This is a genomic window from Vibrio phycocola (assembly GCF_054404255.1).
On the sequence record NZ_JBTAMQ010000001.1, the window covers coordinates 599,284 to 619,858 of the forward strand.

Annotated in this window: 30 protein-coding genes and 1 riboswitch; of the genes, 24 read left to right on the top strand and 6 right to left on the bottom strand. The window is 40.9% G+C overall.

The window, feature by feature from the left end; genetic code table 11:
• Nucleotides 1–30 precede the first annotated feature (30 nt).
• The 3 genes from ACXJY6_RS02870 to ACXJY6_RS02880 all read left to right on the top strand — a co-directional run bounded on the left by ACXJY6_RS02870 (nucleotide 31) and on the right by ACXJY6_RS02880 (nucleotide 1,401).
• Nucleotides 31–351 (top strand): DMT family transporter, encoded by a 321-nt coding sequence (locus tag ACXJY6_RS02870; protein ID WP_458767305.1) that lies wholly within the window; start codon nucleotides 31–33, stop codon nucleotides 349–351.
• Nucleotides 352–459: 108 nt separating this feature from the next.
• A complete protein-coding gene (locus ACXJY6_RS02875; RefSeq protein ID WP_458767306.1) occupies nucleotides 460–1,056 on the top strand; it encodes a DJ-1/PfpI family protein in 597 nt (198 codons plus the stop codon).
• 63 nt (nucleotides 1,057–1,119) lie between these two features.
• Nucleotides 1,120–1,401: a putative quinol monooxygenase gene (locus tag ACXJY6_RS02880; protein WP_456052658.1), complete on the top strand. Its 282-nt coding sequence runs from the start codon at nucleotides 1,120–1,122 to the stop codon at nucleotides 1,399–1,401.
• Nucleotides 1,402–1,461: 60 nt separating this feature from the next.
• Here ACXJY6_RS02880 and ACXJY6_RS02885 read toward each other — a convergent pair whose 3' ends face one another.
• Nucleotides 1,462–1,851, bottom strand: a complete 390-nt coding sequence (locus ACXJY6_RS02885) for a hypothetical protein (protein ID WP_458767307.1) — start codon at nucleotides 1,849–1,851, stop codon at nucleotides 1,462–1,464.
• Nucleotides 1,852–1,907: 56 nt separating this feature from the next.
• Here ACXJY6_RS02885 and ACXJY6_RS02890 point away from each other — a divergent pair, with 56 nt between their 5' ends.
• The 12 genes from ACXJY6_RS02890 to ACXJY6_RS02945 all read left to right on the top strand — a co-directional run bounded on the left by ACXJY6_RS02890 (nucleotide 1,908) and on the right by ACXJY6_RS02945 (nucleotide 8,852).
• Nucleotides 1,908–2,381: a MarR family winged helix-turn-helix transcriptional regulator gene (locus tag ACXJY6_RS02890; protein ID WP_458767308.1), complete on the top strand. Its 474-nt coding sequence runs from the start codon at nucleotides 1,908–1,910 to the stop codon at nucleotides 2,379–2,381.
• A 128-nt stretch (nucleotides 2,382–2,509) separates the two neighbouring features.
• Nucleotides 2,510–3,241 carry an SDR family oxidoreductase gene (locus ACXJY6_RS02895; protein ID WP_458767309.1) on the top strand — a complete coding sequence of 244 codons (732 nt, stop codon included), beginning with the start codon at nucleotides 2,510–2,512 and terminating at the stop codon, nucleotides 3,239–3,241.
• A 44-nt stretch (nucleotides 3,242–3,285) separates the two neighbouring features.
• On the top strand, nucleotides 3,286–3,585 hold the full coding sequence (locus ACXJY6_RS02900; protein ID WP_458767310.1) for a GNAT family N-acetyltransferase: 300 nt from the start codon (nucleotides 3,286–3,288) through the stop codon (nucleotides 3,583–3,585).
• 207 nt (nucleotides 3,586–3,792) lie between these two features.
• Complete coding sequence (locus ACXJY6_RS02905) at nucleotides 3,793–4,719, top strand: chemotaxis protein CheW (RefSeq protein WP_456052653.1); 927 nt, start codon at nucleotides 3,793–3,795, stop codon at nucleotides 4,717–4,719.
• A 282-nt stretch (nucleotides 4,720–5,001) separates the two neighbouring features.
• A complete protein-coding gene (locus ACXJY6_RS02910; protein ID WP_458767311.1) occupies nucleotides 5,002–5,415 on the top strand; it encodes a TlpA family protein disulfide reductase in 414 nt (137 codons plus the stop codon).
• An 18-nt stretch (nucleotides 5,416–5,433) separates the two neighbouring features.
• Nucleotides 5,434–6,042, top strand: a complete 609-nt coding sequence (locus ACXJY6_RS02915) for a DinB family protein (protein WP_458767313.1) — start codon at nucleotides 5,434–5,436, stop codon at nucleotides 6,040–6,042.
• Between the two features lie 30 nt (nucleotides 6,043–6,072).
• Nucleotides 6,073–6,414, top strand: a complete 342-nt coding sequence (locus ACXJY6_RS02920) for a Fis family transcriptional regulator (protein ID WP_458767314.1) — start codon at nucleotides 6,073–6,075, stop codon at nucleotides 6,412–6,414.
• A 99-nt stretch (nucleotides 6,415–6,513) separates the two neighbouring features.
• Nucleotides 6,514–6,819, top strand: coding sequence for a hypothetical protein (locus ACXJY6_RS02925; protein ID WP_456052649.1), 306 nt, complete (start codon nucleotides 6,514–6,516; stop codon nucleotides 6,817–6,819).
• A 74-nt stretch (nucleotides 6,820–6,893) separates the two neighbouring features.
• Complete coding sequence (locus ACXJY6_RS02930; RefSeq protein ID WP_458767315.1) at nucleotides 6,894–7,361, top strand: GNAT family N-acetyltransferase; 468 nt, start codon at nucleotides 6,894–6,896, stop codon at nucleotides 7,359–7,361.
• A 66-nt stretch (nucleotides 7,362–7,427) separates the two neighbouring features.
• Entirely contained in the window at nucleotides 7,428–7,916 is a 489-nt protein-coding gene (locus ACXJY6_RS02935) for a 2-thiouracil desulfurase family protein (RefSeq protein WP_458767316.1), read from the top strand.
• Nucleotides 7,917–7,941: 25 nt separating this feature from the next.
• A complete protein-coding gene (locus ACXJY6_RS02940) occupies nucleotides 7,942–8,334 on the top strand; it encodes a GFA family protein (RefSeq protein WP_458767423.1) in 393 nt (130 codons plus the stop codon).
• A gap of 62 nt (nucleotides 8,335–8,396) precedes the next feature.
• Complete coding sequence (locus ACXJY6_RS02945) at nucleotides 8,397–8,852, top strand: GNAT family N-acetyltransferase (protein WP_458767424.1); 456 nt, start codon at nucleotides 8,397–8,399, stop codon at nucleotides 8,850–8,852.
• 79 nt (nucleotides 8,853–8,931) lie between these two features.
• Here the strand turns inward: ACXJY6_RS02945 and ACXJY6_RS02950 are convergent, their stop codons facing one another.
• Together ACXJY6_RS02950 and ACXJY6_RS02955 are read right to left on the bottom strand one after the other, a co-directional pair.
• On the bottom strand, nucleotides 8,932–10,014 hold the full coding sequence (locus ACXJY6_RS02950) for a methionine synthase (protein ID WP_458767317.1): 1,083 nt from the start codon (nucleotides 10,012–10,014) through the stop codon (nucleotides 8,932–8,934).
• A 30-nt stretch (nucleotides 10,015–10,044) separates the two neighbouring features.
• Nucleotides 10,045–11,022 (bottom strand): DUF1852 domain-containing protein, encoded by a 978-nt coding sequence (locus ACXJY6_RS02955; protein WP_458767318.1) that lies wholly within the window; start codon nucleotides 11,020–11,022, stop codon nucleotides 10,045–10,047.
• Nucleotides 11,023–11,296: 274 nt separating this feature from the next.
• On the opposite strand from ACXJY6_RS02955, the gene ACXJY6_RS02960 reads away from it, so the two are divergent.
• The 9 genes from ACXJY6_RS02960 to ACXJY6_RS03000 all read left to right on the top strand — a co-directional run bounded on the left by ACXJY6_RS02960 (nucleotide 11,297) and on the right by ACXJY6_RS03000 (nucleotide 18,402).
• Nucleotides 11,297–11,995: a LysE family translocator gene (locus tag ACXJY6_RS02960; protein ID WP_458767319.1), complete on the top strand. Its 699-nt coding sequence runs from the start codon at nucleotides 11,297–11,299 to the stop codon at nucleotides 11,993–11,995.
• Nucleotides 11,996–12,049: 54 nt separating this feature from the next.
• A complete protein-coding gene (locus ACXJY6_RS02965) occupies nucleotides 12,050–12,754 on the top strand; it encodes a pseudouridine synthase (RefSeq protein ID WP_458767320.1) in 705 nt (234 codons plus the stop codon).
• A gap of 22 nt (nucleotides 12,755–12,776) precedes the next feature.
• Nucleotides 12,777–12,986: a DUF3565 domain-containing protein gene (locus tag ACXJY6_RS02970; protein ID WP_458767321.1), complete on the top strand. Its 210-nt coding sequence runs from the start codon at nucleotides 12,777–12,779 to the stop codon at nucleotides 12,984–12,986.
• Nucleotides 12,961–13,383, top strand: coding sequence for a DUF1294 domain-containing protein (locus ACXJY6_RS02975; protein WP_458767322.1), 423 nt, complete (start codon nucleotides 12,961–12,963; stop codon nucleotides 13,381–13,383). The genes ACXJY6_RS02970 and ACXJY6_RS02975 overlap by 26 nt, the downstream gene beginning before the upstream one ends.
• 404 nt (nucleotides 13,384–13,787) lie before the next feature.
• Entirely contained in the window at nucleotides 13,788–14,582 is a 795-nt protein-coding gene (locus ACXJY6_RS02980; protein WP_458767323.1) for a hypothetical protein, read from the top strand.
• Nucleotides 14,583–14,730: 148 nt separating this feature from the next.
• Nucleotides 14,731–16,551, top strand: a complete 1,821-nt coding sequence (locus ACXJY6_RS02985; RefSeq protein ID WP_458767324.1) for an AAA family ATPase — start codon at nucleotides 14,731–14,733, stop codon at nucleotides 16,549–16,551.
• Nucleotides 16,552–16,585: 34 nt separating this feature from the next.
• Nucleotides 16,586–17,185: an HAD-IB family hydrolase gene (locus ACXJY6_RS02990; RefSeq protein WP_458767325.1), complete on the top strand. Its 600-nt coding sequence runs from the start codon at nucleotides 16,586–16,588 to the stop codon at nucleotides 17,183–17,185.
• 124 nt (nucleotides 17,186–17,309) lie between these two features.
• Complete coding sequence (locus ACXJY6_RS02995) at nucleotides 17,310–18,110, top strand: class I SAM-dependent methyltransferase (RefSeq protein ID WP_458767326.1); 801 nt, start codon at nucleotides 17,310–17,312, stop codon at nucleotides 18,108–18,110.
• Between the two features lie 22 nt (nucleotides 18,111–18,132).
• Nucleotides 18,133–18,402 carry a cupin domain-containing protein gene (locus ACXJY6_RS03000; RefSeq protein WP_458767327.1) on the top strand — a complete coding sequence of 90 codons (270 nt, stop codon included), beginning with the start codon at nucleotides 18,133–18,135 and terminating at the stop codon, nucleotides 18,400–18,402.
• Nucleotides 18,403–18,463: 61 nt separating this feature from the next.
• On the opposite strand, the gene cobO is transcribed toward ACXJY6_RS03000, so the two are convergent.
• The 3 genes from cobO to ACXJY6_RS03015 all read right to left on the bottom strand — a co-directional run bounded on the left by cobO (nucleotide 18,464) and on the right by ACXJY6_RS03015 (nucleotide 20,530).
• On the bottom strand, nucleotides 18,464–19,102 hold the full coding sequence (gene cobO, locus ACXJY6_RS03005) for a cob(I)yrinic acid a,c-diamide adenosyltransferase (RefSeq protein WP_456050527.1): 639 nt from the start codon (nucleotides 19,100–19,102) through the stop codon (nucleotides 18,464–18,466).
• A 40-nt stretch (nucleotides 19,103–19,142) separates the two neighbouring features.
• Nucleotides 19,143–19,292 carry a hypothetical protein gene (locus ACXJY6_RS03010; protein WP_456050526.1) on the bottom strand — a complete coding sequence of 50 codons (150 nt, stop codon included), beginning with the start codon at nucleotides 19,290–19,292 and terminating at the stop codon, nucleotides 19,143–19,145.
• A 223-nt stretch (nucleotides 19,293–19,515) separates the two neighbouring features.
• A riboswitch (cobalamin riboswitch) is annotated at nucleotides 19,516–19,730 on the bottom strand.
• A 47-nt stretch (nucleotides 19,731–19,777) separates the two neighbouring features.
• Entirely contained in the window at nucleotides 19,778–20,530 is a 753-nt protein-coding gene (locus tag ACXJY6_RS03015) for an amino acid ABC transporter permease (RefSeq protein ID WP_456050525.1), read from the bottom strand.
• Nucleotides 20,531–20,575 lie beyond the last annotated feature (45 nt).

Consider the following 20,575-nt stretch of genomic DNA (forward strand, 5'->3'; position numbering starts at 1 on the left):
ACGGGGACGACCCCATTTCAAGGTGTCGTAATGTGCTGGTTAGTTCTTATATTTGCTGGGTTACTTGAGGTTGCTTGGGCGGTTGGACTCAAGTACACAGATGGTTTCACTAAGCCTTTCCCTTCTATTGCAACCGTCACAGCGATGGTCGCAAGTTTTTATTGCCTTAGCATTGCAATGCGTACACTGCCGTTAAGTATTGCGTATACCGTATGGGTTGGAATAGGTATGGTTGGCGCAGTTATCTTTGGTACTGTCTTTCTTAAAGAACCTTTGAGCACGTTAAAAATGATCAGCTTACTGCTCATTATTATCGGTATATTAGGACTGAAAATATCGTCGGCCGGATGACCTGTAAACATTAATTTCACACAATTACTGTCTTAAATATGTATAGTGTTTTATTCGATGTACCCATTGGTGGTCAGCACGTCACAAAAAAGCTTTTTAGGAGAAGATATGGATATCGCGATACTCACTTTTGATGGATTTAATGAATTGGATTCCTTTATTGCAGCGGGTATTCTGAACCGAATGAAAGATGCCGGTTGGAACGTACAAATTACAAGTCCGTCAGAATACGTCACATCGATGAATGGCGTTACCATTCAGTCTCAACAAACTCTAGAATTTGCGAACCAAGCAGACGCCGTATTGTTTGGGAGTGGTATGCTAACCCGAGACATTGCCCAAGACAGTAATTTACTATCAAAGTTAAAGCTTGATCCTCAAACTCAAATAATTGGTGCACAATGTTCAGGTACGTTGCTGATGTCTGTACTTGGTTTATTGCATGATGTGCCAGCCTGCACAGATTTAACAACGAAGCCTTGGGTTGTCGAATCAGGAATTAATGTTTTGGACCAGCCTTTTTACGCGAAAGGGAATATTGCGACAGCAGGGGGATGTATGGCGTCACAGTATTTAGCTGCGTGGGTGATTTGTAAACTATCCGGGAAGGCAGACGCAGAATCGGCCATTCATTATGTTGCGCCAGTCGGTGAAAAAGAAACCACAGTCGAACACAGTATGTCAGTTGTCGGAGCGTATTTATAAATCCGTTCATCAAGCCGATCTACGTGTCATCTAAAGTTGGGTTCACACCAAAGGAGTTCAATCTTGTCTAAGGTTATATTGCAAGGGTATATCGTGGTACCAGACTCGGATCTTGCGGTGGTGAAAACGGAATTAGTCAATCACAAAAGGCTGACGTTAGAAGAGGCAGGGTGTTTAACCTTTACTGTTACACAAGATGTTGCCGATGTGCATCAATTTCATGTGTACGAAGAGTTCGTCGACCAAACCGCGTTTGATCATCACCAAGCCAGAGTAAAGTCCTCTACATGGGGAAAAGTGACCAAAAATGTTGAAAGGCATTACCAAATAAGTCGCACTGAATAAGCGTATTCTAAATAAGAATGGCGCGTGCCGACGCCATCTTATATTAGTGTTCAACGATGTTTAGCATTGCCCCATTGCTTTTCTGGTCGTCATTTGAAGCACGCCGAAAAGTCCTACCAGAGCAGCAACAGCACTGGCAACTACAATGCCGCTTGTGGTTGTGATCCAACATCCTGAGATGATTAGCACTAATGATGCAATAACCCAAATATAGTCACCACCAGAAAAATACAATACCAGTGTCTTTTTGGGTACTGGGATTCTTGACGCCCAAATTAGGTGAAGACCATTCACTATCAGTAGAACGCCTAAAGTGAATATTGCGAGTGTTGGAGCGGGGAAGTCACCACCTAAGAAGGTCGCTACCGAACTCGGTTGCAGCGCAAATAACGCTCCGAAACCTAAACAGCTCGTCGCGTTTGCGCGCATGATATTTTTTAAACTTAACATAATCACTTTCTCTATGTACACTTGGTTTACATGCAGCATAATAAATGAGTATTAGTGTGTCAACTAGGTTTACAAATAAAGGCATTCCATTGGTGGAGTCTCAGTCATTACAGCTGATCCAAAGCGCATCAATGCTAAACACTGTAATTACAAAATATCTTTCTCAGCGTTTGGTGGAAAAGGGGTATGTCTCACTTACTCCTGCACTACTTTCATTTCTTGGAGTTCTTGAGTGTGGTGTGAACTACGGTTCTGAAATAGCGAGAAATTTAGACGTCACAAGGCAGATGGTCGCGAAAACCGTGAAACATTTGTGCCAGCTAGGGTATCTTGAGCAGAAAGATGGCGTTGGGAAACAGAAGGAAATTCATTTTACAGAGACCGGTGAATGCCTAATGGCAGACGCAAGGCAATTGCTAGCCGAAATGGATAACATCTTATTTGACGATAAAGGTGCGGAAAAACCGCAGACGATAATTAGCGATCTCAATACTATGATTTGTGCCGTTAAGGAAAGCGAACATAAATAATCAATTACAAATTGGTAGACTCGTCATAACGTTCCCAACTTTTTGGTAAGTCAGGTGTAAGGCGTTTTTTATAGTTAAATTCAACCTCATTTTGTTTATATGGGAGTTATTCATTTATGGAGTGTGCGATGAAGAAAATAGCAATAGTAACGGGTGGTGGTCGAGGGATAGGAGCGGCAACTTCGATGTTACTGGCCTCTCAGGGATACTCAGTGTGTGTTAACTACCGTACGAATAAGGCGCAAGCTCAAGCGGTTGTTGACGCAATTTCAAGTGCTGGAGGGACTGCATTTAGTGTTCAGGCCGATGTGTCCAAAGAGGCAGATGTACAGAACTTATTTGCAGAAGTGAATGATACGGTTGGGATAGTCACTCATTTGGTGAACAATGCCGGCGTACTCTTTTCCCAATCCACATTATCAGATATTAGCTTCGAACGTTTTAATCAAGTTATGGCCGTGAATGTTGGTAGCTGCTTTTTATGCTCAAAGGCATTTGTGAAACAGTCGACAGGGCCTGGAGCGATTGTCAATGTATCTTCGACTGCGGCTAGAAGCGGTGCCCCATTTGAATATATTGATTATGCCGCATCTAAGGGCGCAATGGATTCATTAACAAAAGGGCTCTCATTGGAACTCGCGCCTAAGGGAATTAGAGTTAATGCCGTTAAACCAGGTTTTATTTATACGGATATACACGCTGATGGTGGTGAACCCAACCGAGTTGAGCGGCTGTCATCACAAATTCCTCTCCAACGTGGTGGTACGGCAGACGAGGTTGCGAATGCCATCGCTTGGCTACTCTCAGATGAAGCGTCCTATATCACTGGTTCGTTTGTTGATGTAACGGGTGGAAAATAGCACACGTTAGATTCCGCTGCTTTCACATTCGATTGGAGGTTTATTTGATTCAATATAGAGAAATTCCTAATGCTCGTGTACCGATAAGTTTGTTGCTTATTGCCGATCCTCAAGAATCTAAAATTCGAGACTATTTACATCAGGCGACTTGCTTTGGTGCTTTTGTAAAAGATGAGTTGGTATGTGTCTGCGTTTTAAATTCAAATCCTCATGGTGAAATAGAACTGTTTAATATTGCTTGTTTGGAAGCAAAGCAGGGCCAAGGCATCGGCACTACGTTGCTTGGGTTTGTTATTACACACCATGTTTTTAAACGAATAAAAATCCTTAAATATCAACCATAAAATTCATATGCTTTTTAGAGTTATGATCTCTGCCACTTTTTTAACGTAATGGCATCCAGTGGATCTTTATTTTCGTGCTACTCGAACCTACGCTCAACGTACGGAATCGAATTGACAACAATACGATGTACCAGTGTCGCTGAATGTCAGTGCCAATAAGCCGATAAACAGCATAGTTAGTTAAAAATTTTGTTAGGTAGTTAGTCAATGTCAAACTCTAAAATATTAGTTGAATCCGGGACCAATGAGCTTGAAATAGCCGAATTTCAAATAATTAAAGAACTGCCAGACGGATCAACAAAGCATAATAGTTACGGTATCAACGTCGCTAAAGTACGTGAGATCATCAGAATTCCTGAAATGACTGATTACCCAAAAGGGGACGATAATGTTGTCGGGGTATTTAAATCTAGAGATACAGTAACCCCCTTGATTCATCTTGGTAAATGGTTAGGGCTATCTAAAAAACCGCCCACAGACAACCAATACGTTATCGTTACTGATTTCAATGGCGTAACGAACGGCTTTTTAATTGACTCTATTAATCGTATCCATCGAGTTTCTTGGAACGATTTAGCGGCGGCGGGGGAAATATCACTCGCGGGTGAAGACAACTGTATCGTCGCGTCGGTCACCATCGAAGACAGATTAGTTTTTATACTCGACTTTGAAATGATCATTGCTGAGATGAACTCTGATATCAACATGAGTCAATATAATCTTTCGGCAGACAGTAGTGTCGATTTGTCGGTCGAGAAAAAGAGAGTGCGAGCACAACATACTGTGTTAATTGCCGATGACTCTAAATTTATACTAGAGCAACTGAGTAACGTTGTCTCTCAGGCAGGATATCGTGTTGAAACAGTGACCGATGGTGCTCAGGCTCTAGAGTATTTTGAATCAAACCGTAAAGACATCAGTGCGATTGTGTCTGATGTAGAGATGCCTAAAGTTGACGGATTATTCTTATGTAAAACGGTCACTGGTCAGCCGAACCCACCGCCAGTACTTATTTTCTCCTCGACAATGACAACAGAAAATAAGGTCAAAGCAATGGATGTTGGCGCGTCAGAAACACTCACCAAGCCAGAAATCCACCGATTGGTTCCTTGGCTCGACGAAACATTACTTTAGGTCTTAACTTAAATGCTAATTTAGACCACCGAAATCCATAGTTATATAAAGCAATTGAGGTTATTTTATATGGCTATGGAAGTAATCAATTCATTATCTATGTCCAATATCTAAACACCAATCACTGCTGCCTTATTTTGCTCCCACATGTCCAAGTTTCAAGTTCTTCGTAATCTTTGATACATATAACCTTTGATACATATAACAAAGATGGTTTCTTTACTATTAATGTGTGTATTATCTCGTACCAAGTTTATAAACACTCGCGAGGACCATATTGATATGGGAAACAAATTTGAACCAACTAACAGCGATCAATTCTCAAGCGGACTTCAAATTGTAGAGCCAGACGACATTAACCGTCGTATCGCCTCGGGTGATACTTTCGTCGTCAATGTTGTTACGGCATGGTGTCCTGATTGCACAGAGAGACAAGCGTTACATATAGGTCGTTTTACTCAGGAAATGCATTCTCACGACATTGATGTGTTGCAGGTGACAGTGCAATTATCTAAAGGCAACTTTATTAGCGTTGCACATGAAAAATTAACTGAGTTATTTGGTGGCCACGGGTATCCAAGAACGGTGTTGATTAAGCATGGAAAAATAGCGGATCAAGATAACGTTGAGGTAATCACCGAAGCAACGTTGTTAGAGTTAGCGAAGAAATTTGTTCAAATCACTGCGCAGTCTTAATTCTGTAATTGGGAGAACGTGAGTGTTAAAAGGAAAGTTTATGTCAAACCTGTTGATTCAATCTGTCATTGCCTTCGTATGCTAATGAATAACCTTAATCATTTTGTATTGATGGCAGAGTATAACCATCGTATGAATAATCAGATCATAAATGTGATATCGGATTTATCAGATGAAAAGCTTAATGAGGACTTAGGGGCTTATTTCTCTTCGATATTGGGGACGTTAAATCATATTTTGGTTGGTGATATTATATGGTTATCGAGGTTTTGTTCCCACTCAGGTGAATACGTGACGCTTAGAAAAATTTTAGATCTTCCAAAACCGAGTGGATTAAATGATGTACTCTGTTCCGATCTTGTTTCTTTCAAGCAGTTACGAAACAACGTTGATATTTTAATTTCCGACTGGCTCAAGAATGAGGTCAATGTGAATGATTTCTTGAAAAACGTAAAATACTCAAATACAAAGGGTGTTGTTAGCGTTCGAAATTTTGGTGAACTGCTATCCCATTTGTTTAATCACCAAACGCATCACCGTGGTCAATTGTCGACCTTGTTATATCAACAAGGGATAGATGTTGGCGTGACTGATTTTTTGTTAGAGATTCCAGAAGCGTCGGTGTGACAGCTGGGTTTATTATTTAGATAAGAGATTATGCGTAAAACAGATAAGAAAATTGAAAATCAACTTCGAGAGAGTTTAACGGACATTTGTGATTCTGCGACAAATGACTTCACGGGGTTCCAATGGATAACACATACCGTTAATTATTCTAACTTTCCGCAAAGTCTGCAGGTGATATGTGTTTTCGATACTAATGATAATCTCGACGATTATTTACAATCGGATAAAAGTTCAACATTGGCATCGCTTGTTCAGGCCCAATTCAACAACCTCAGCATCAAAGTTAAGAATATTAATAACCATATCTCTTACGACACAGAAGAGAATTGCGACAACCAGAACAACGGAAATTGGGCGAATAGGCTCGGGTAACTGATAACCAACGCGCTAATTAAACGTTTTAATGTAATTTTATTTGCGGTGTATTTCTGTTGCGCGGTTTTAATTATCGTCATGTCACTAGGAAAAAGTATGAAACCTTTGATCGTTACATTATGTGGAAGTATTAAATTTGAGCAGGCGTTTATAGATGCCAATTTGAATGAAACGATGGCTGGCCGCATTGTTTTGAGCGTGGGCGGTTTAGGTTCAGCGAAAGCGGCGACACTTACTGAACAAGAAAAGCTAATGCTAGGTGAACTTCATAAACGTAAGATAGAAATATCAGATGAAATTCTCGTCATTAATGTTGGTGGTTATATTGGAAAGAGTACCCAATCTGAAATTGAATTTGCGACTCAATTAGGTAAAACGGTTCGATATCTAGAAGCACATTAGAACCATGAAATTGTATCGTAAGAATGAGCCTTAGATTGAATACTACACTATAAAATAGATATACCGGAGCAATAATGATAACGGTTGAAAAACTTGATAATTCGCACTTGGAGCAAGTACGCTCAATTCGGCTAGCGGATGAACAAGTAAAGTTTGCATGTACAGCAGACGAGTTTCTACGAGATGATTGTAAAACGATTCACTTACACGTCATTAAATCTGACGATGCTGTTGTGGGTTTCTTTAAACTCGATATTGCCTATTCGTCTCACTACGAGTTTTGTTCAGAAAACAGTATCGGTCTTAGGTCATTTGCATTGGATAAAAACCAGCAAGGTAAAGGGTTAGGGGCTGGTTCTGTAAAAGCGTTATTTGCTTATCTAAAATCTTTCTATTCGGACTACAACTCAATTTATCTTACCGTAAACTGCAAAAATCCGATTGCATTTAGTTGCTATCAAAAAGGTGGTTTCGAATACACCAATGAAAAATATCTTGGTGGAGCCGCTGGGCCTCAGTTCATAATGTGTCGGAAGATTTAACCCCAAACTCTTGTTTTTATCTAAAGCGAAAACGTTACTTCTGTCTTGCAATTAAAGGAGCAATGAGTGGAAAAGGTTTTAGTCAGTTCATGTTTAGTTGGAAACAACGTTCGATATAACGGCAGTTGTTTGAATATATCAGAATTAGATCTTAACTGGCTCCGTACTCATGTTGATATGGTTGTTTTCTGTCCAGAAGTATCATCTGGTTTGCCGATTCCGAGGCCGCCCGCAGAAATAATCGATGGTCAAGGTAGCGATGTTATCTTTGGTGCCGCTCGTGTTGTCGCAAATGATGGCGTAGACGTAACGGAACCGTTTCTCGCAGGCGCTAAAAATGCATTGAAAGCATGCCAAGATAACGATATTAAATATGCGATACTCGCCGAAGCAAGTCCGTCGTGTGGTAGTTCAAAAATCTATGACGGTACGTTTGGTGGAGTTAAAATCGACGGTATCGGAGTGACGACTGCGCTATTAGAACGCGAAGGGATAAAAGTATTCAGCCAGCATACTATTGCTATGCTTAGAGCTCAATTGGAGTCAGATAAGTAAACCAGCTAAAGGAAGTCTATCGATGATCAAAATAGTCGGAGCAACACAAATACAAGAACAGCACATCGCAACATGCCATTGTGGTGCTGTAGAGTTAGAGTTGTATTTACCAAACGGAATTGAAAAGCCTCGACGTTGTGATTGTTCTATCTGTCGAAGAAAGGGCGCAATGGTTGCTTCTGTCGCTTTGGATGGGATAAAGATTCTAAAAGGGAAAGACGTTCTAAAGCTCTATCAATTTAATACCAATACCGCGAAGCACTATTTCTGCTCAAATTGCGGCATCTATACTCACCATCAACGCCGTTCGAGTCCGAATGAATATGGGTACAATATTGGGTGCTTAGAAGGGGTTAACCCTTTTGATTTAGGTGACGTGGTCACTAATGATGGAGTCAATCACCCAGCAGATAGATAACGCTACAAATATCTGATCATCAAAAATTTCAATCGATGGAGATTTTAATGTTAATTCGATTTATGAAAAGTTCCGACCTTGAACAAACCGCTCAAGTACACAGTGAAGTATTCACGAGACAGACAAAGTCACGTGAATGGCTACAGTGTAACTTTAATGCAAGCCCCCGGTTCTTAAGCTTTGTCGCGGTGATTAGTGACGAAGTAGTCGGCTATATTATTTGGGCGCAGAAAAGTGGTTTTAGGCCCGAAGCGGTTGTTGAATTGGAGCAATTGGCTGTGGCACCTTCGTTTCAAGGACAAGGGATTGGGCGTCAGTTGATTGTAAAATCGTTGCCATTGGTGAAGCAAACGCTAGCCGAAAACGGATCGACGTTAAAACATATTATGGTAACCACACGTGCGGATAACTTTGCCCAGCAACTCTACAAAGAGACATTAGGCGCAGAAGTTGAAACGACGATCTCAAATCTCTATTCTGCCGATGAAGTATTAATGATTGCACGTAACGTAAACTAACTAACCGAACTAACCAATCGAGCTAGCCAGAGTAACAATTCAATGACTCCGACTCACCCGTATTGAAAAGTCTAACGTTTTACTTCGCTAACTCATTTCTCACAATCTCAGCTCCGGCTTGTAACGCGTGCAACTTTGCAGTGGCCACGTCACGAGGCAGGGGAGCCATTCCACAGTTAGTACACGGGTAAAGCTTATCGGCATCGACGAACTCAAGGGCCTTGCGCAGTGTGCTTGCGATTTCTTCCGGTGTCTCTATCATGTTGGTCGCTACGTCAATTGCGCCAACCATGACTTTTTTACCTCGAACTAACTCCAATAGATCAATTGGGACATTAGAGTTGTGGCACTCAAGTGAGATAATATCGATATTAGATTGCTGCAACTTTGGAAACGCTTGCTCGTATTGTCGCCATTCCGAACCAAGCGTTTCTTTCCAATCGGTATTAGCTTTGATGCCGTAACCGTAACAAATGTGCACTGCGGTTTCGCACTTTAAGCCTTCAATTGCCCGCTCCAAGGTTTTAATGCCCCAATCGTTAACCTCATCAAAAAACACATTAAACGCCGGCTCATCAAATTGAATAATGTCGACACCTGCCGCTTCTAGTTCTTTGGCTTCTTGGTTGAGGATCTTGGCAAATTCCCATGCTAGTTTTTCTCGACTTTGATAATGCGCATCGTACAGCGTATCAATCATTGTCATTGGCCCAGGTAGCGCCCATTTAATCGGTTGTTTGGTTTGTTGGCGTAAAAACTTAGCATCGTCGACAAACACGGGTTTTTGTCGAGACACTGGGCCAACGACCGTAGGCACACTTGCATCATAACGGTCGCGGATTTTCACGGTTTTACGTTGCTCGAAATCGACGCCATTGAGGTGTTCAATAAAGGTGGTTACGAAATGCTGACGTGTTTGTTCGCCGTCACTAATGATGTCTATTCCGGCATGTTGTTGTTCTTGAAGTGACAGACGCAATGCATCTTTTTTGCCATCGATCAGCTCTTGATCCTGTAACTTCCACGGTGACCAAAGTGTTTCTGGTTGAGCTAACCAAGTCGGCTTCGGCAAACTGCCTGCGGTTGATGTTGGCAGCAATATTTTAGTAGGTGACGATGTGTTCTTAGGTTGCAATGCGTTATTAGGTGGAAATGTTTTCATAATAAATTCTCTGCGGTCTCGTTCGTTAAATTAAAGCGCGTGACTAGCAGACCACTGCTCAAGCACATGTTGGTAAGGTTTGATAAAGTTTTCTTCGGCAAATTTACCTTGTTCGATGGCTAACTGACTGCGTTCTTCACGGTCATAGACAATTTGAGTTAGCGAATGATCGTTGTTCTTTAAGTTTGGCTGGTAGCATTTCCCAGCAACGGCATTGGAGTTGTATATTTCAGGGCGGTAGATTTTCTGGAACGTCCCCATTGTGCTAATGGTGCTGATTAACTCAAGATTGGTGTAATCATTCAGCAAGTCACCAAAGAAGTAGAAAGCAAGTGGGGCAGCGCTGTTTGGCGGCATGAAATAGCGAACCTCGAGTCCCATCTTCTTAAAGTATTGCTCCGTTAAAGATGACTCATTCGGGTGGTATTCCGAGCCTAAGACTGGATGCTCGTTTTCAGTACGGTAATAGGTTTTGTTGTCCGAAACCGAAAGGCAGATAACTGGAGGCTTTTTAAAGTGCTGTTTATATGCGTCTGAATTGACAAAGCATTTGAAGATGTTGCCATGAAGCTCACCAAAGTTATCGGGAATACTGAAGTTGGATTGGCCTCTGTTATGCTCAAGCAGCAAAACACTGAAATCGTAATCGCGTACGTAGGAGGAAAAGTTATTGCCAACAATGCCTTCAATACGTTGATTGGTCTTGTGATCAACAATGTTGGTTTTTAATACTTCAATCGAGGGAAAGCGACGATTATCACTTTCAATGTCGATATCGACGGATACGATTTCAAGCTCGATTGAGTAGCGATCGCCAGTCGCGTTATCCCAGTTAGCCAAGGCATTAAAGCTGTTATCGATCATCTTGAGTGCATTACGTAAATTCTCTTGGCGTCGTTCGCCCCTAGCCAAATTTGCAAAGTTAGTGGTAACTCGAGTGTTGTCTGACGGTTGATAGTTTTCATCGAGACAAATGCTATTAATGTTAAATGTGAAGTCGTTTTTCATTGTTATTTAGTCTCCGATTTGTCCCAATTGAGTATTAATTACTGTTTAAATGAGAAAGTAATGTAAACGAGTTGTGAATGCTGAGAGTATTTTATACGTGCTTCTAATTATGAATAAAAACGCAACTTACTCACGGTTACTATGAAAATAATTCATGATCGGATTTCGTTCAATTATTTACCAATTATGAGAGGGTTGGATATGTTTGAATCAGCCTTGAAAAACATCGCATAAATATGTGCAAAAGTTACACAGGAATGGGTAAGATGAAAATATGGGATTCGTGTCCCTGTTTTGTTGGTTTAATCTGCCAGCCATTAAACAGCTTTTATTGGGTAACAGTATGATTGATCAAGCAACACTCATTACGTATTTAGCAGTTTTACTCGGCTTTGTATTCATTCCGGGGCCAGCGGTACTTCTTACCTTAGCAAAGGCGACGAGCTCTGGATCTCGAGCTGGAATCGCCACTGGGTTAGGTATCGCGTTAGGTGATTTAGTTCATACATTTATGGCCGTGGTTGGGATTTCTGCGGTGATCATGACGTCAGCGCTTTTGTTCAATATCGTTAAATTTATCGGTGTTGCTTACTTAGTGTATTTGGGTGTGCGTGAAATATTCTCTAAGTCAGAGGGGTCATTGGTTCGAACCACAAGCAAAACGACCTCGAAGCAAGCGTTCAAACAAGCGGTGATTCTAGAGGTATTCAACCCCAAATCGGCGATGTTCTTTCTCGCGTTTCTGCCTCAATTCGTCAATCCAGCAAACGGGTCGGTGTCATCACAGGTTTTCATTCTCGGCGTGCTATTTATCTTGATGGGGCTGTTGAGTACGATCACGGTGTCTATTAGCGCAGGCAAGGTGAGTGCTTATCTGAAAAGTAAGCCGACCATTTTGAAGTGGCAAAATAAGGTGATTGGTTCGATTTATTGTTCTCTTGGTTTACGTTTGGCACTGCAAGACCGAACGTGATATTGGTGGCGTTCTTTCTTGTTGATGGAGCATTGAATATCAGGGCGTGCGATTGTGCGCCTTGATAAGTTTGTCTGCAAAAGTACCGAATTAACCAAAATCGAAGCGATTCAGCGTATCCACAGTGGTGACTTGAGTGTTAACGGTGACATACTCACAGACGAAGCGACTCAAGTACACGAAAATAATACCGTTCAGCTCAATGGCGTGAAGTTAACCGCGCGCCCGTTTCGTTATATCCTGATGCACAAACCCGCAGGCACTGTCTGTTCCAATATCGATGAAGTCTACCCATCGGTATTCAATTGCTTGAAAACAAACATTTCAGACATAGAAAACAAATCAGAATTACACATCGCCGGTCGTTTGGACGCTGATACCACAGGCATGGTGTTAATCACAGATGATGGTCGCTGGTCTTTTGCTATCACCAATCCCAAGCACAAATGCAGCAAGGTCTACCGTGTTGGGTTGTCCCGTGCAATCTCCGATGATGTTGCCGCTCTGTTTCAGGCTGGCATCTTATTGCAAGGCGAACAACAAATCACTCGCCCCGCAACGTTAGAAGTAATTAGTACAAAAGAGGTGCTGTTAACCATCACTGAAGGCAAGTTCCATCAGGTAAAACGCATGTTCGCGGCGGTCGGCAATCGTGTGACATCACTTCACCGTGAAGCGATTGGCAGTGTTCATCTTGATGTGGAAGTCGGTCAATGGCGCTATTTAACCGATGATGAAGTTCGGTCATTATCGACGTAGATCAACGCACAAATAGGCGATTATGAAGCAAGCGATTGTTGGCTATCACAAAGACGAAGAAGATGATTGGGTTGCAGAACTGCAATGCGGTCATTTTCAGCACGTTCGGCATAATCCACCGTTCGTATGCCGTCCTTGGGTCGTTACCAAAATTGGTCGAGACTCTAAGTTGGGCTTTGAGTTAAATTGTAAAAAATGCGATCGGGATGAACCCATCGATACTATTGGATGAAATAAACGTGTTTAGCTTTTTGTTTCTTGTATTTGCGAGTGTGGCGGTTCTTTTATTGAATCGGCCAACGTATCTTATATTTCTGTATTTAGGCACGTCTGTTGTTACTTACACGATGTTTGCCAAGGATAAAAGGGCAGCTCAAAACGGGCGTTGGCGTACACCGGAAAATACGTTGTTAGTTCTGTCACTGATTGGCGGCTGGCCGGGTGCCTTGTTTGCTCAACGTCGGTTACGTCATAAGACCAAAAAGCAGCCCTTTAAAATGTTGTTGTGGTTAATGGTCATCATCAACATTGGTGCATTTTTCTGGACATTCACGCCAAAGGGCAATGCATTTTTTCACTATTGTTTAGATGTATTCAAAAGCCTTGTCGGTCATTTTGGTGTTTTTTAAGGAGTGGTATTAATGAAATTCATTTGGTTAAAAATAGCGATAACCGTTTTAGTTTTCGCAGGGTTGTTTGGTGTTGTGTATTACAAAGTCGCGAGTGGGAGTATGTGATTATGAATGTCTCTTTATTAATTATGACTTAACTGGTTTACGCCACATTGTGTGTTAATTCGCACATCACTCAAATTAACACACGTCAATAAATATGCATTAAGTCTAGTATTTTGATGCACAGTTAATCGAAATAGAATACGATTCTTACTTATAACGACATTGTCGTCATTTTTCGGCTTTCAGACTCACTAAGTTGTTGTGATACTGAACTTTAGTGGTTCTGCTTTCTAATTATATGGAGATTGTCACGTGTACAATGTCCATATAACACCGGTTAGAAGTTGGAGAAAAAAATGAGTATTTGCGCATATTGTGGAGAGGACAGGAAAGCAACTAGAGAGCATATCATCCCTGACTTCATATATAGTTTTCAGAAAAATAAAGGGGGTAACGTTGGTTGGAACGAACGAGCACAGAAGTTAGTTCCTAGTGAAGGTAAGATAAAAGATGTTTGCGCTATTTGTAATAACGAAAGGCTCGGTGGTTTAGATGGTGCAGTAAAAACTATGTTCGAAGATGCGGGCATTATGACGCAAAACTATCTCAAGGATCATGTTGAGTTTAAGTACGATTATAACGTTCTCAAACGTTGGTTGTTGAAAGTCTCTTACAATTCAGCAAGGGCTGCCTCGAACAATGCACATCGCTTTAAGAGGTTTATTCCATTTATAATGGGTGATGAGCTAGAGGAAAGTGATGTTGAAATATTAGTTGGTCTATACAAGCCTGAAATTCTGTCAAAAGAAGAGATGAAAAAATTTGATGGGGATTTAGAGTTTGGTGCTAATGGAGAGTTTAATCCTTTTCACTCTCGCATAGCGTGGACGCCTGAACTTGCCCCTGAATTCAAAGTTCGCATGATCGTTATGGGGGCACTCCTGTTCCATATCATAATTTTCAACAAAGGGCAGAAAGTAGGGCATAAAAAAGCCAAGTTACGGCAATGGTTAAAGCGGAACCCTAAAATGTCACAGTTCTTACCTAGCAAGAACTTAATAACAGTCAAACAGTTAAGCCTAACGTTTGTTGACACTCAAGAAGCTCAGTTTGCACGAATGGAAGCTTTGGGTGCGCTGAAAAACTTCTAACAAGCTGTTAAAATTGACTGCAGACCTGTGGCATTTTTGGTTTGGTTGAGTCTAGTGGTTACGGTGATCTAGTTAGGTTTTGTGGTAGTTTTCAGCCAGTTAACAGAGCGTTAAAGGGCTTCAGTAGGCTTCGAATAAGGATGTTCAAATGAGATTACATGAGCTACACGTAAACAACTTCAGAAAACTAAAAAATTGTTGTATCAAATTCAGAGATACAACATTCCTCATAGGTCCAAATAATGCAGGTAAATCGAGTGTATTCGCAGCGTTAAACCATCTTCATAAAAACTCAAACCTTGATAGAGAAGACTATTCTAAAGAGTACAATGAAGAAGAAGAAAGTTACTCCTATGAAAGCGAAGTAGAAGTTATAGCTGAATACCAGAATGTACCAGCTGAAGCTAACAATTGGCTTGGTTTTAAAGGTCGTATTATTACATCAGCAGAACAGCTTGAAGGAGAAATAGGCAACTCAATTATATATAAGAAGGTTTGGTCTTTAACTGAAAGTAAACCCAAAATATTCATGAAGGAACACCCTAGAACAAGAAGTCCTCGATACGCAGAATGTAGAAAGGTCTCAGATTTAGTTGGTGAAGATTATTCTGAGGACTTTTTAAAAGAATATTTTGGTGAAAATAACTATGAAAAAACACTTGCTGTTGCAGCAACTAAATCAAAATTTTTTGACTTGGCTGCATGCTGGGATATACAAATCAATGAAGAGGCTTCTTGGGTAGAAAATCCTGGTGGGATTCCTGGAAATGTTTTATCTAAGTTACCAAGAATTGTTGTGATTCCAGCCGAATCCTGTATCTCAGAATTGACTAGCTCAGGTGGCGCATTATTTTCCTTATTAGGTGATCTTTTTGAGCAAGTAAGAACGGGCTCTGAAAATTATACGCAAGCTCAACACTTTCTTAATAACCTTGCTTCTGAATTAAACCCAAATGATGCCACAACTGATTTTGGTCAATTAATTACCGACCTCAATGGTATGGTTGATAACCTCTTTCCAGATTCCTCTGTACATGTAAACGCAACACTTGATGTTCCAGATAAATCTATAAAACCACAATTTAATGTTGAATTGAAAAGCAATGTAAAAACTGCGGTTAACTATCAAGGTCACGGAATGATCAGAGCAACAGCTTTTCAACTCTTGAGGTTTGTTCAAGGTTTTATAAATCGGGCAACTGAAAATCCGCGAGCTACAATATTTTGCTTTGAAGAGCCTGAGATCTTTTTACACCCAGCTGCGGCAAATCAAATGAGGGACTCCTTATATGACCTTGCTGGTCCTAGGTGTCAAATTGTAGCGACGACGCATTCACCTTATATGGTAAACCTTGGTTCTGAAAAGAGCGTTAGCCTAACAAAATTCAGTTTAACTGATACTAATTTTTCTACCTCAAATTCCTTTAATCTAGAAGAGGCTTTTCTAACTCTTCAAGGTGATGAGAAGCAAAACTTAAAAATGCTTTTGAAAGTAGATGATTATATATCGCGAATGTTCTTTACTAAAAAGTGTATTTTTGTAGAAGGTGACACAGAAGAGGTTGTTGTTAGAGAAACAATAAAAAGATTATCTGCTGAGGATAAGGCTAAAGTGGTTGGGAATTGTGAGTTTTTACGCGCTAGAGGTAAGGCAGTATTAATTTCTATTGCGAAGTATTTAAATGCTTTAGATGTAGACTACATCTTTATGCATGACCGTGACGCTGGTACAGAAAGAGCTGCTGCAATGAATGCTCCTATCCTAGCTCAAACTGGAGAAGAACGAAGAGTAATGATTGAGGAATGCATAGAAGATTTATTAGGGTATGCAGCTCCAAGTAATGAGAAACCGTACAAAGCTCATCTTCATATTGAAGAAAATTGGGGGGACGAATTTGATGATTTACCAAATGATTGGAAATCTACGTTTATTACTCTTTGTAGCCCATATTTGGATCACCTAAGATAGCCCTTTAACAAAGCGTTAGAGCTCGGGGGATAATTTGAATATTGCACTGTTTGATTTCGATGGGACGATCACCAATGCAGATATGTACACTAAGTTTCTGCACTTTTCTGGAACAAGACGGCGAGCACTACTGGCCAAGATAGTGTTGCCGCCATTTTTCATACTTTATAAAGCGGGTATTATTCCGGCTCCTAGAATGAGAACCATTGCTAGCTTTGTGGCGTTCTCTGGCCGAAAGGTTGATGAAGTTGCAGCCGCTGGGAAAAAATATGCTGAGGATGTTGTGCCTAACTACCTTAGAGAAGTGGCCTTAAATAAGCTGAACTGGCACAAAAATAATGGTGATCAAATCGTTATTGTTTCAGCATCTCTCGACGTTTATTTAAAGCCTTGGTGTACTCATAACGGGTTTGCCCTCGTTTGTAGTGAACTTGAAGTTGAGAGTGGTAAATTATCTGGGCGTTATGTTAATGGTGATTGCAGTTGTGCTAATAAGTCGAAATTTCTCTGCTCTAAGTTTGAATTAGAGCAATACGAACGAGTTTATGCTTATGGTGACACAGCAGAAGATTTGGCAATGTTGAGTGTAGCAGATGAAGCCTATCTAAACTGGGAGCCATATCCTGAGCGCTAGAGCTCTAACAAACGGATCAAATCTGACTCCGAAAGCTGTCCGATTTTTTGCATAAAACAAGCACAAAAAAAGCGCCCAACTTACTCCACAGTTCATGCGGACGTTAATTGCACAGGAGGAATTCGTGCACGAAGAATATATGGAGTACTACACAAATTATAATGAAGAGATACGCCTTCTTTCGCAAAATATTACGCGTATTGAATTTGATACTACATTGAGTATTTTGAAACCTTATATCGATTCAGCAAGTAAATTAACTGAGCTTGGTGCTGCGACTGGTCGCTACTCACTTTATTATGCCCAACAAGGCATCAATGTAATAGCTGTCGAGTTGGTTCCTGAGTTAGTCGAACAACTCAATAATAATGCAAAACGCCAGTCTTTGAGCTTATCTGTCTATGAAGCAAATGCAACAGACGTTAGCTTTATAGAAAATGACACTCAAGATATCGTATTGATTTTAGGCCCACTTTATCACATACAATCAAAGCCAGATCGAGAAGCTGTTTTGAAAGAAGCTAATCGAGTTTTAAAACCAAATGGGATTGTTGCGATAGCTTATATCAGCCGTTTCTTTATTGCAGGTTTACTCGTAAAAATGTCCAACGGTTTAGTTTTGCCTACTGTTTTAAGTGAGTTAAATGAATGTGGCTCAGTTACTTCACTTGACGTAGACCCATTTTTTAGAACTGGTTACTTTGCCAAACCATCCGAAATTGAATCTCTAGCAATTCAAACGGGTTTTAGTATCGAAAATCATATTGCAACAGATGGTTATGTTCGCTTTATTGGTCAGGAGGTTAACCAACTTAGCGAGCAACAATATGAAGCTTGGTTGAGCTATCATCTTTCTACATGCGCTGAGCCATCGTTGCTTGGTAGTAGTAATCATGGTCTAGTTATTGCGAAAAAGTGCAGTTAACATTTAGTATATGGTGATTTAAATGGAAGAGTTATGGGAGTCTGAAAACATTGGGATTGTAAATGGCAATCCTGTTTTTAGAAGGATAATGCAAAACTTCACTACAAATTTTCATACTCATAATGATTCTGATGAAATGTTCATTGTAGAGTCGGGAGAGTTGCAGATTGATTTTGAAGCTGAGTCACTTAAGTTAACGAAAGGAAACTCATTTGTCGTTAAGGCTGGAATTCAGCATCGAGCAATAGCAAAAAGAAAAGTCACTTTAATCGTTATCGGTGGTCATAATTAATAACAAGAGCGCAAGGACATGCTCACCCACTAAACAAAGCATGCCCCAGACTAAACAACTCTTACCAATCCAATCCTTTCTGCGCTTTAACCCCAATTTGAAATGCATGCTTTGTCGGTTGCACTTCTGATACGGTATCCGCTAACTCTACGATGCGGCGATGACACGCACGACCTGTGATTAATACATGCTGCATCGGTGGGCGGTTAGTTAACGCTTCAACAATCTCATCGAGATCGATATAACCATACTTGATCATGTACGTCATTTCATCCAGAAGAACGATACCCAATTCTGGGTTGGCGAGCATCTCTTTGGTTCTTTCCCACGCTTTTTGCGCTGCGGCGATGTCGGTGGCTTTACTCTGTGTTTCCCACGTAAAACCGGTACCCATTACGTAGTGCTCGATTGGGAACTGCTTCAAAATATTAAGCTCGCCGCACTCCCATTTAGTACCCTTGATAAATTGCACGATGCCCGGCTTTATACCATGACCTAGCGCTCTTAAAACCGTTCCAAAACCTGACGTGCTTTTTCCTTTACCGTTACCTGTTATTACGACCAATACACCGCGTTCTTCCGTTGCGTTGGCAATACGCTTATCGACGTTCTCTTTAATTTTTTGCTGTCTGGCTTGGTGCTTACGCTCTTCTTCGTCTGATATTTGGACTTTATCTTTGTTGGTGTTGTTGTCAGTCATATTGGTTCTCACAGAGTTATTGAAAAATACCGAGTGTCGATTACTCGTTACTAATCAGAATTAATTTACCGGTTTCAGGGTCACGATAGACTTGACCCATCGACTCATAACCGGATTGGCTTTTGAGCTGTGGCCCAAGAGGTTCTTGTTCTTCAGAGTCGAACTGACTGCTTCGCCATGAACTACTCATGCTTGGACGACCGTTTCTATTGGATTAAATAGTCAAACGGTGGTGTAGAAATCAAAGTGAATCAGCAACGAGAGGATTGATGAGAAGGCCGTTTTGATAAGAGTAGTGAAAATATCCAGTTGTCTAAATACGTAATAAACAAAGGTATTCAGAGCGAACGATATTCAATTTATCATGGTCCATCATGCGTTACTTATTTCCCTCTGAATCACCGCCCACCGCAGTTGTCGAGTAGAGTTAGGCCGGTCTCCGGACTTCTGATCAACGCGTTTGCAACCCCTTCCCATATCGTACGCTGGTGCGCGTTACGTAATACAGTGGTTTGGTTGCCGCTCACAGTTACCGCTGCGGGGGCAGTACTGGATTTTAACCAGTTTCTCGTTTCACCATCATAGACAAAGAGAGTCTTGATAAGGCACCTAAATCGCGCTCGATATTACGTGAAATAGTTATTATTTACAATGTCAGAATAACAATGAACGTCACTAATGACTGGGTATTTCTAAACGTTTTTCGAGCATTCTTACCCCTTGAGAAACAATCAGAATAAGCAGTAAGTATTCCAGTACCAGAAAGGTGTAAATCTCAAGTGGCAAATATTCATTAACCACGAGTTCATTAGCTTTGCGCGTTAAATCACTCAAACCAATCACACTAACGAGAGATGACATTTTTAGAATATAGACAAACTGATTACCTAATGGAGGAAGGATTTGACGAATGGCGAGTGGCAATATGATTAATCTCATTTTCTGCCAATAACTCAGCCCTAGGGATTCAGCCGCTTCATGTTGCCCTGAAGAGATTGATTGAATACCGCCACGGAATACTTCTGCAAGAAAGGCGCTCTCGGCAATGGATAGAGCTATCACACCCGCCCAAAAGTGATTTAGGCTAATATCTAAGAGAGTAGGCAGGCCGTAATAGACCCAAAGCAGTAAAACCAAGACGGGGATTGAACGAATGATTTCGACATAAACCCGATTGGTTACTCGTAGCGTCTTCGAATTAGACAGCGCAAGAAAGGCAATAAATAAGCCAATTATCATTGCAAAGGCCATACTGATTAACGAGATATTAATGGTGTCGTAAAACCCAGAAACCAAAAATCCCAAGTTCGCGGAGCCTTGTGGCGTATTGGGGTTCAAGACGTACCAGCCCCATTGATAATCGCTGCACCCAGTTAACAAAAACAGAGATAGGAAAAGAATTAACGATGTTTTATAAGTGAACTGCATGATTAGTCTCTAGATTTTTAGAGTGTAAATGATATGTTAACTACT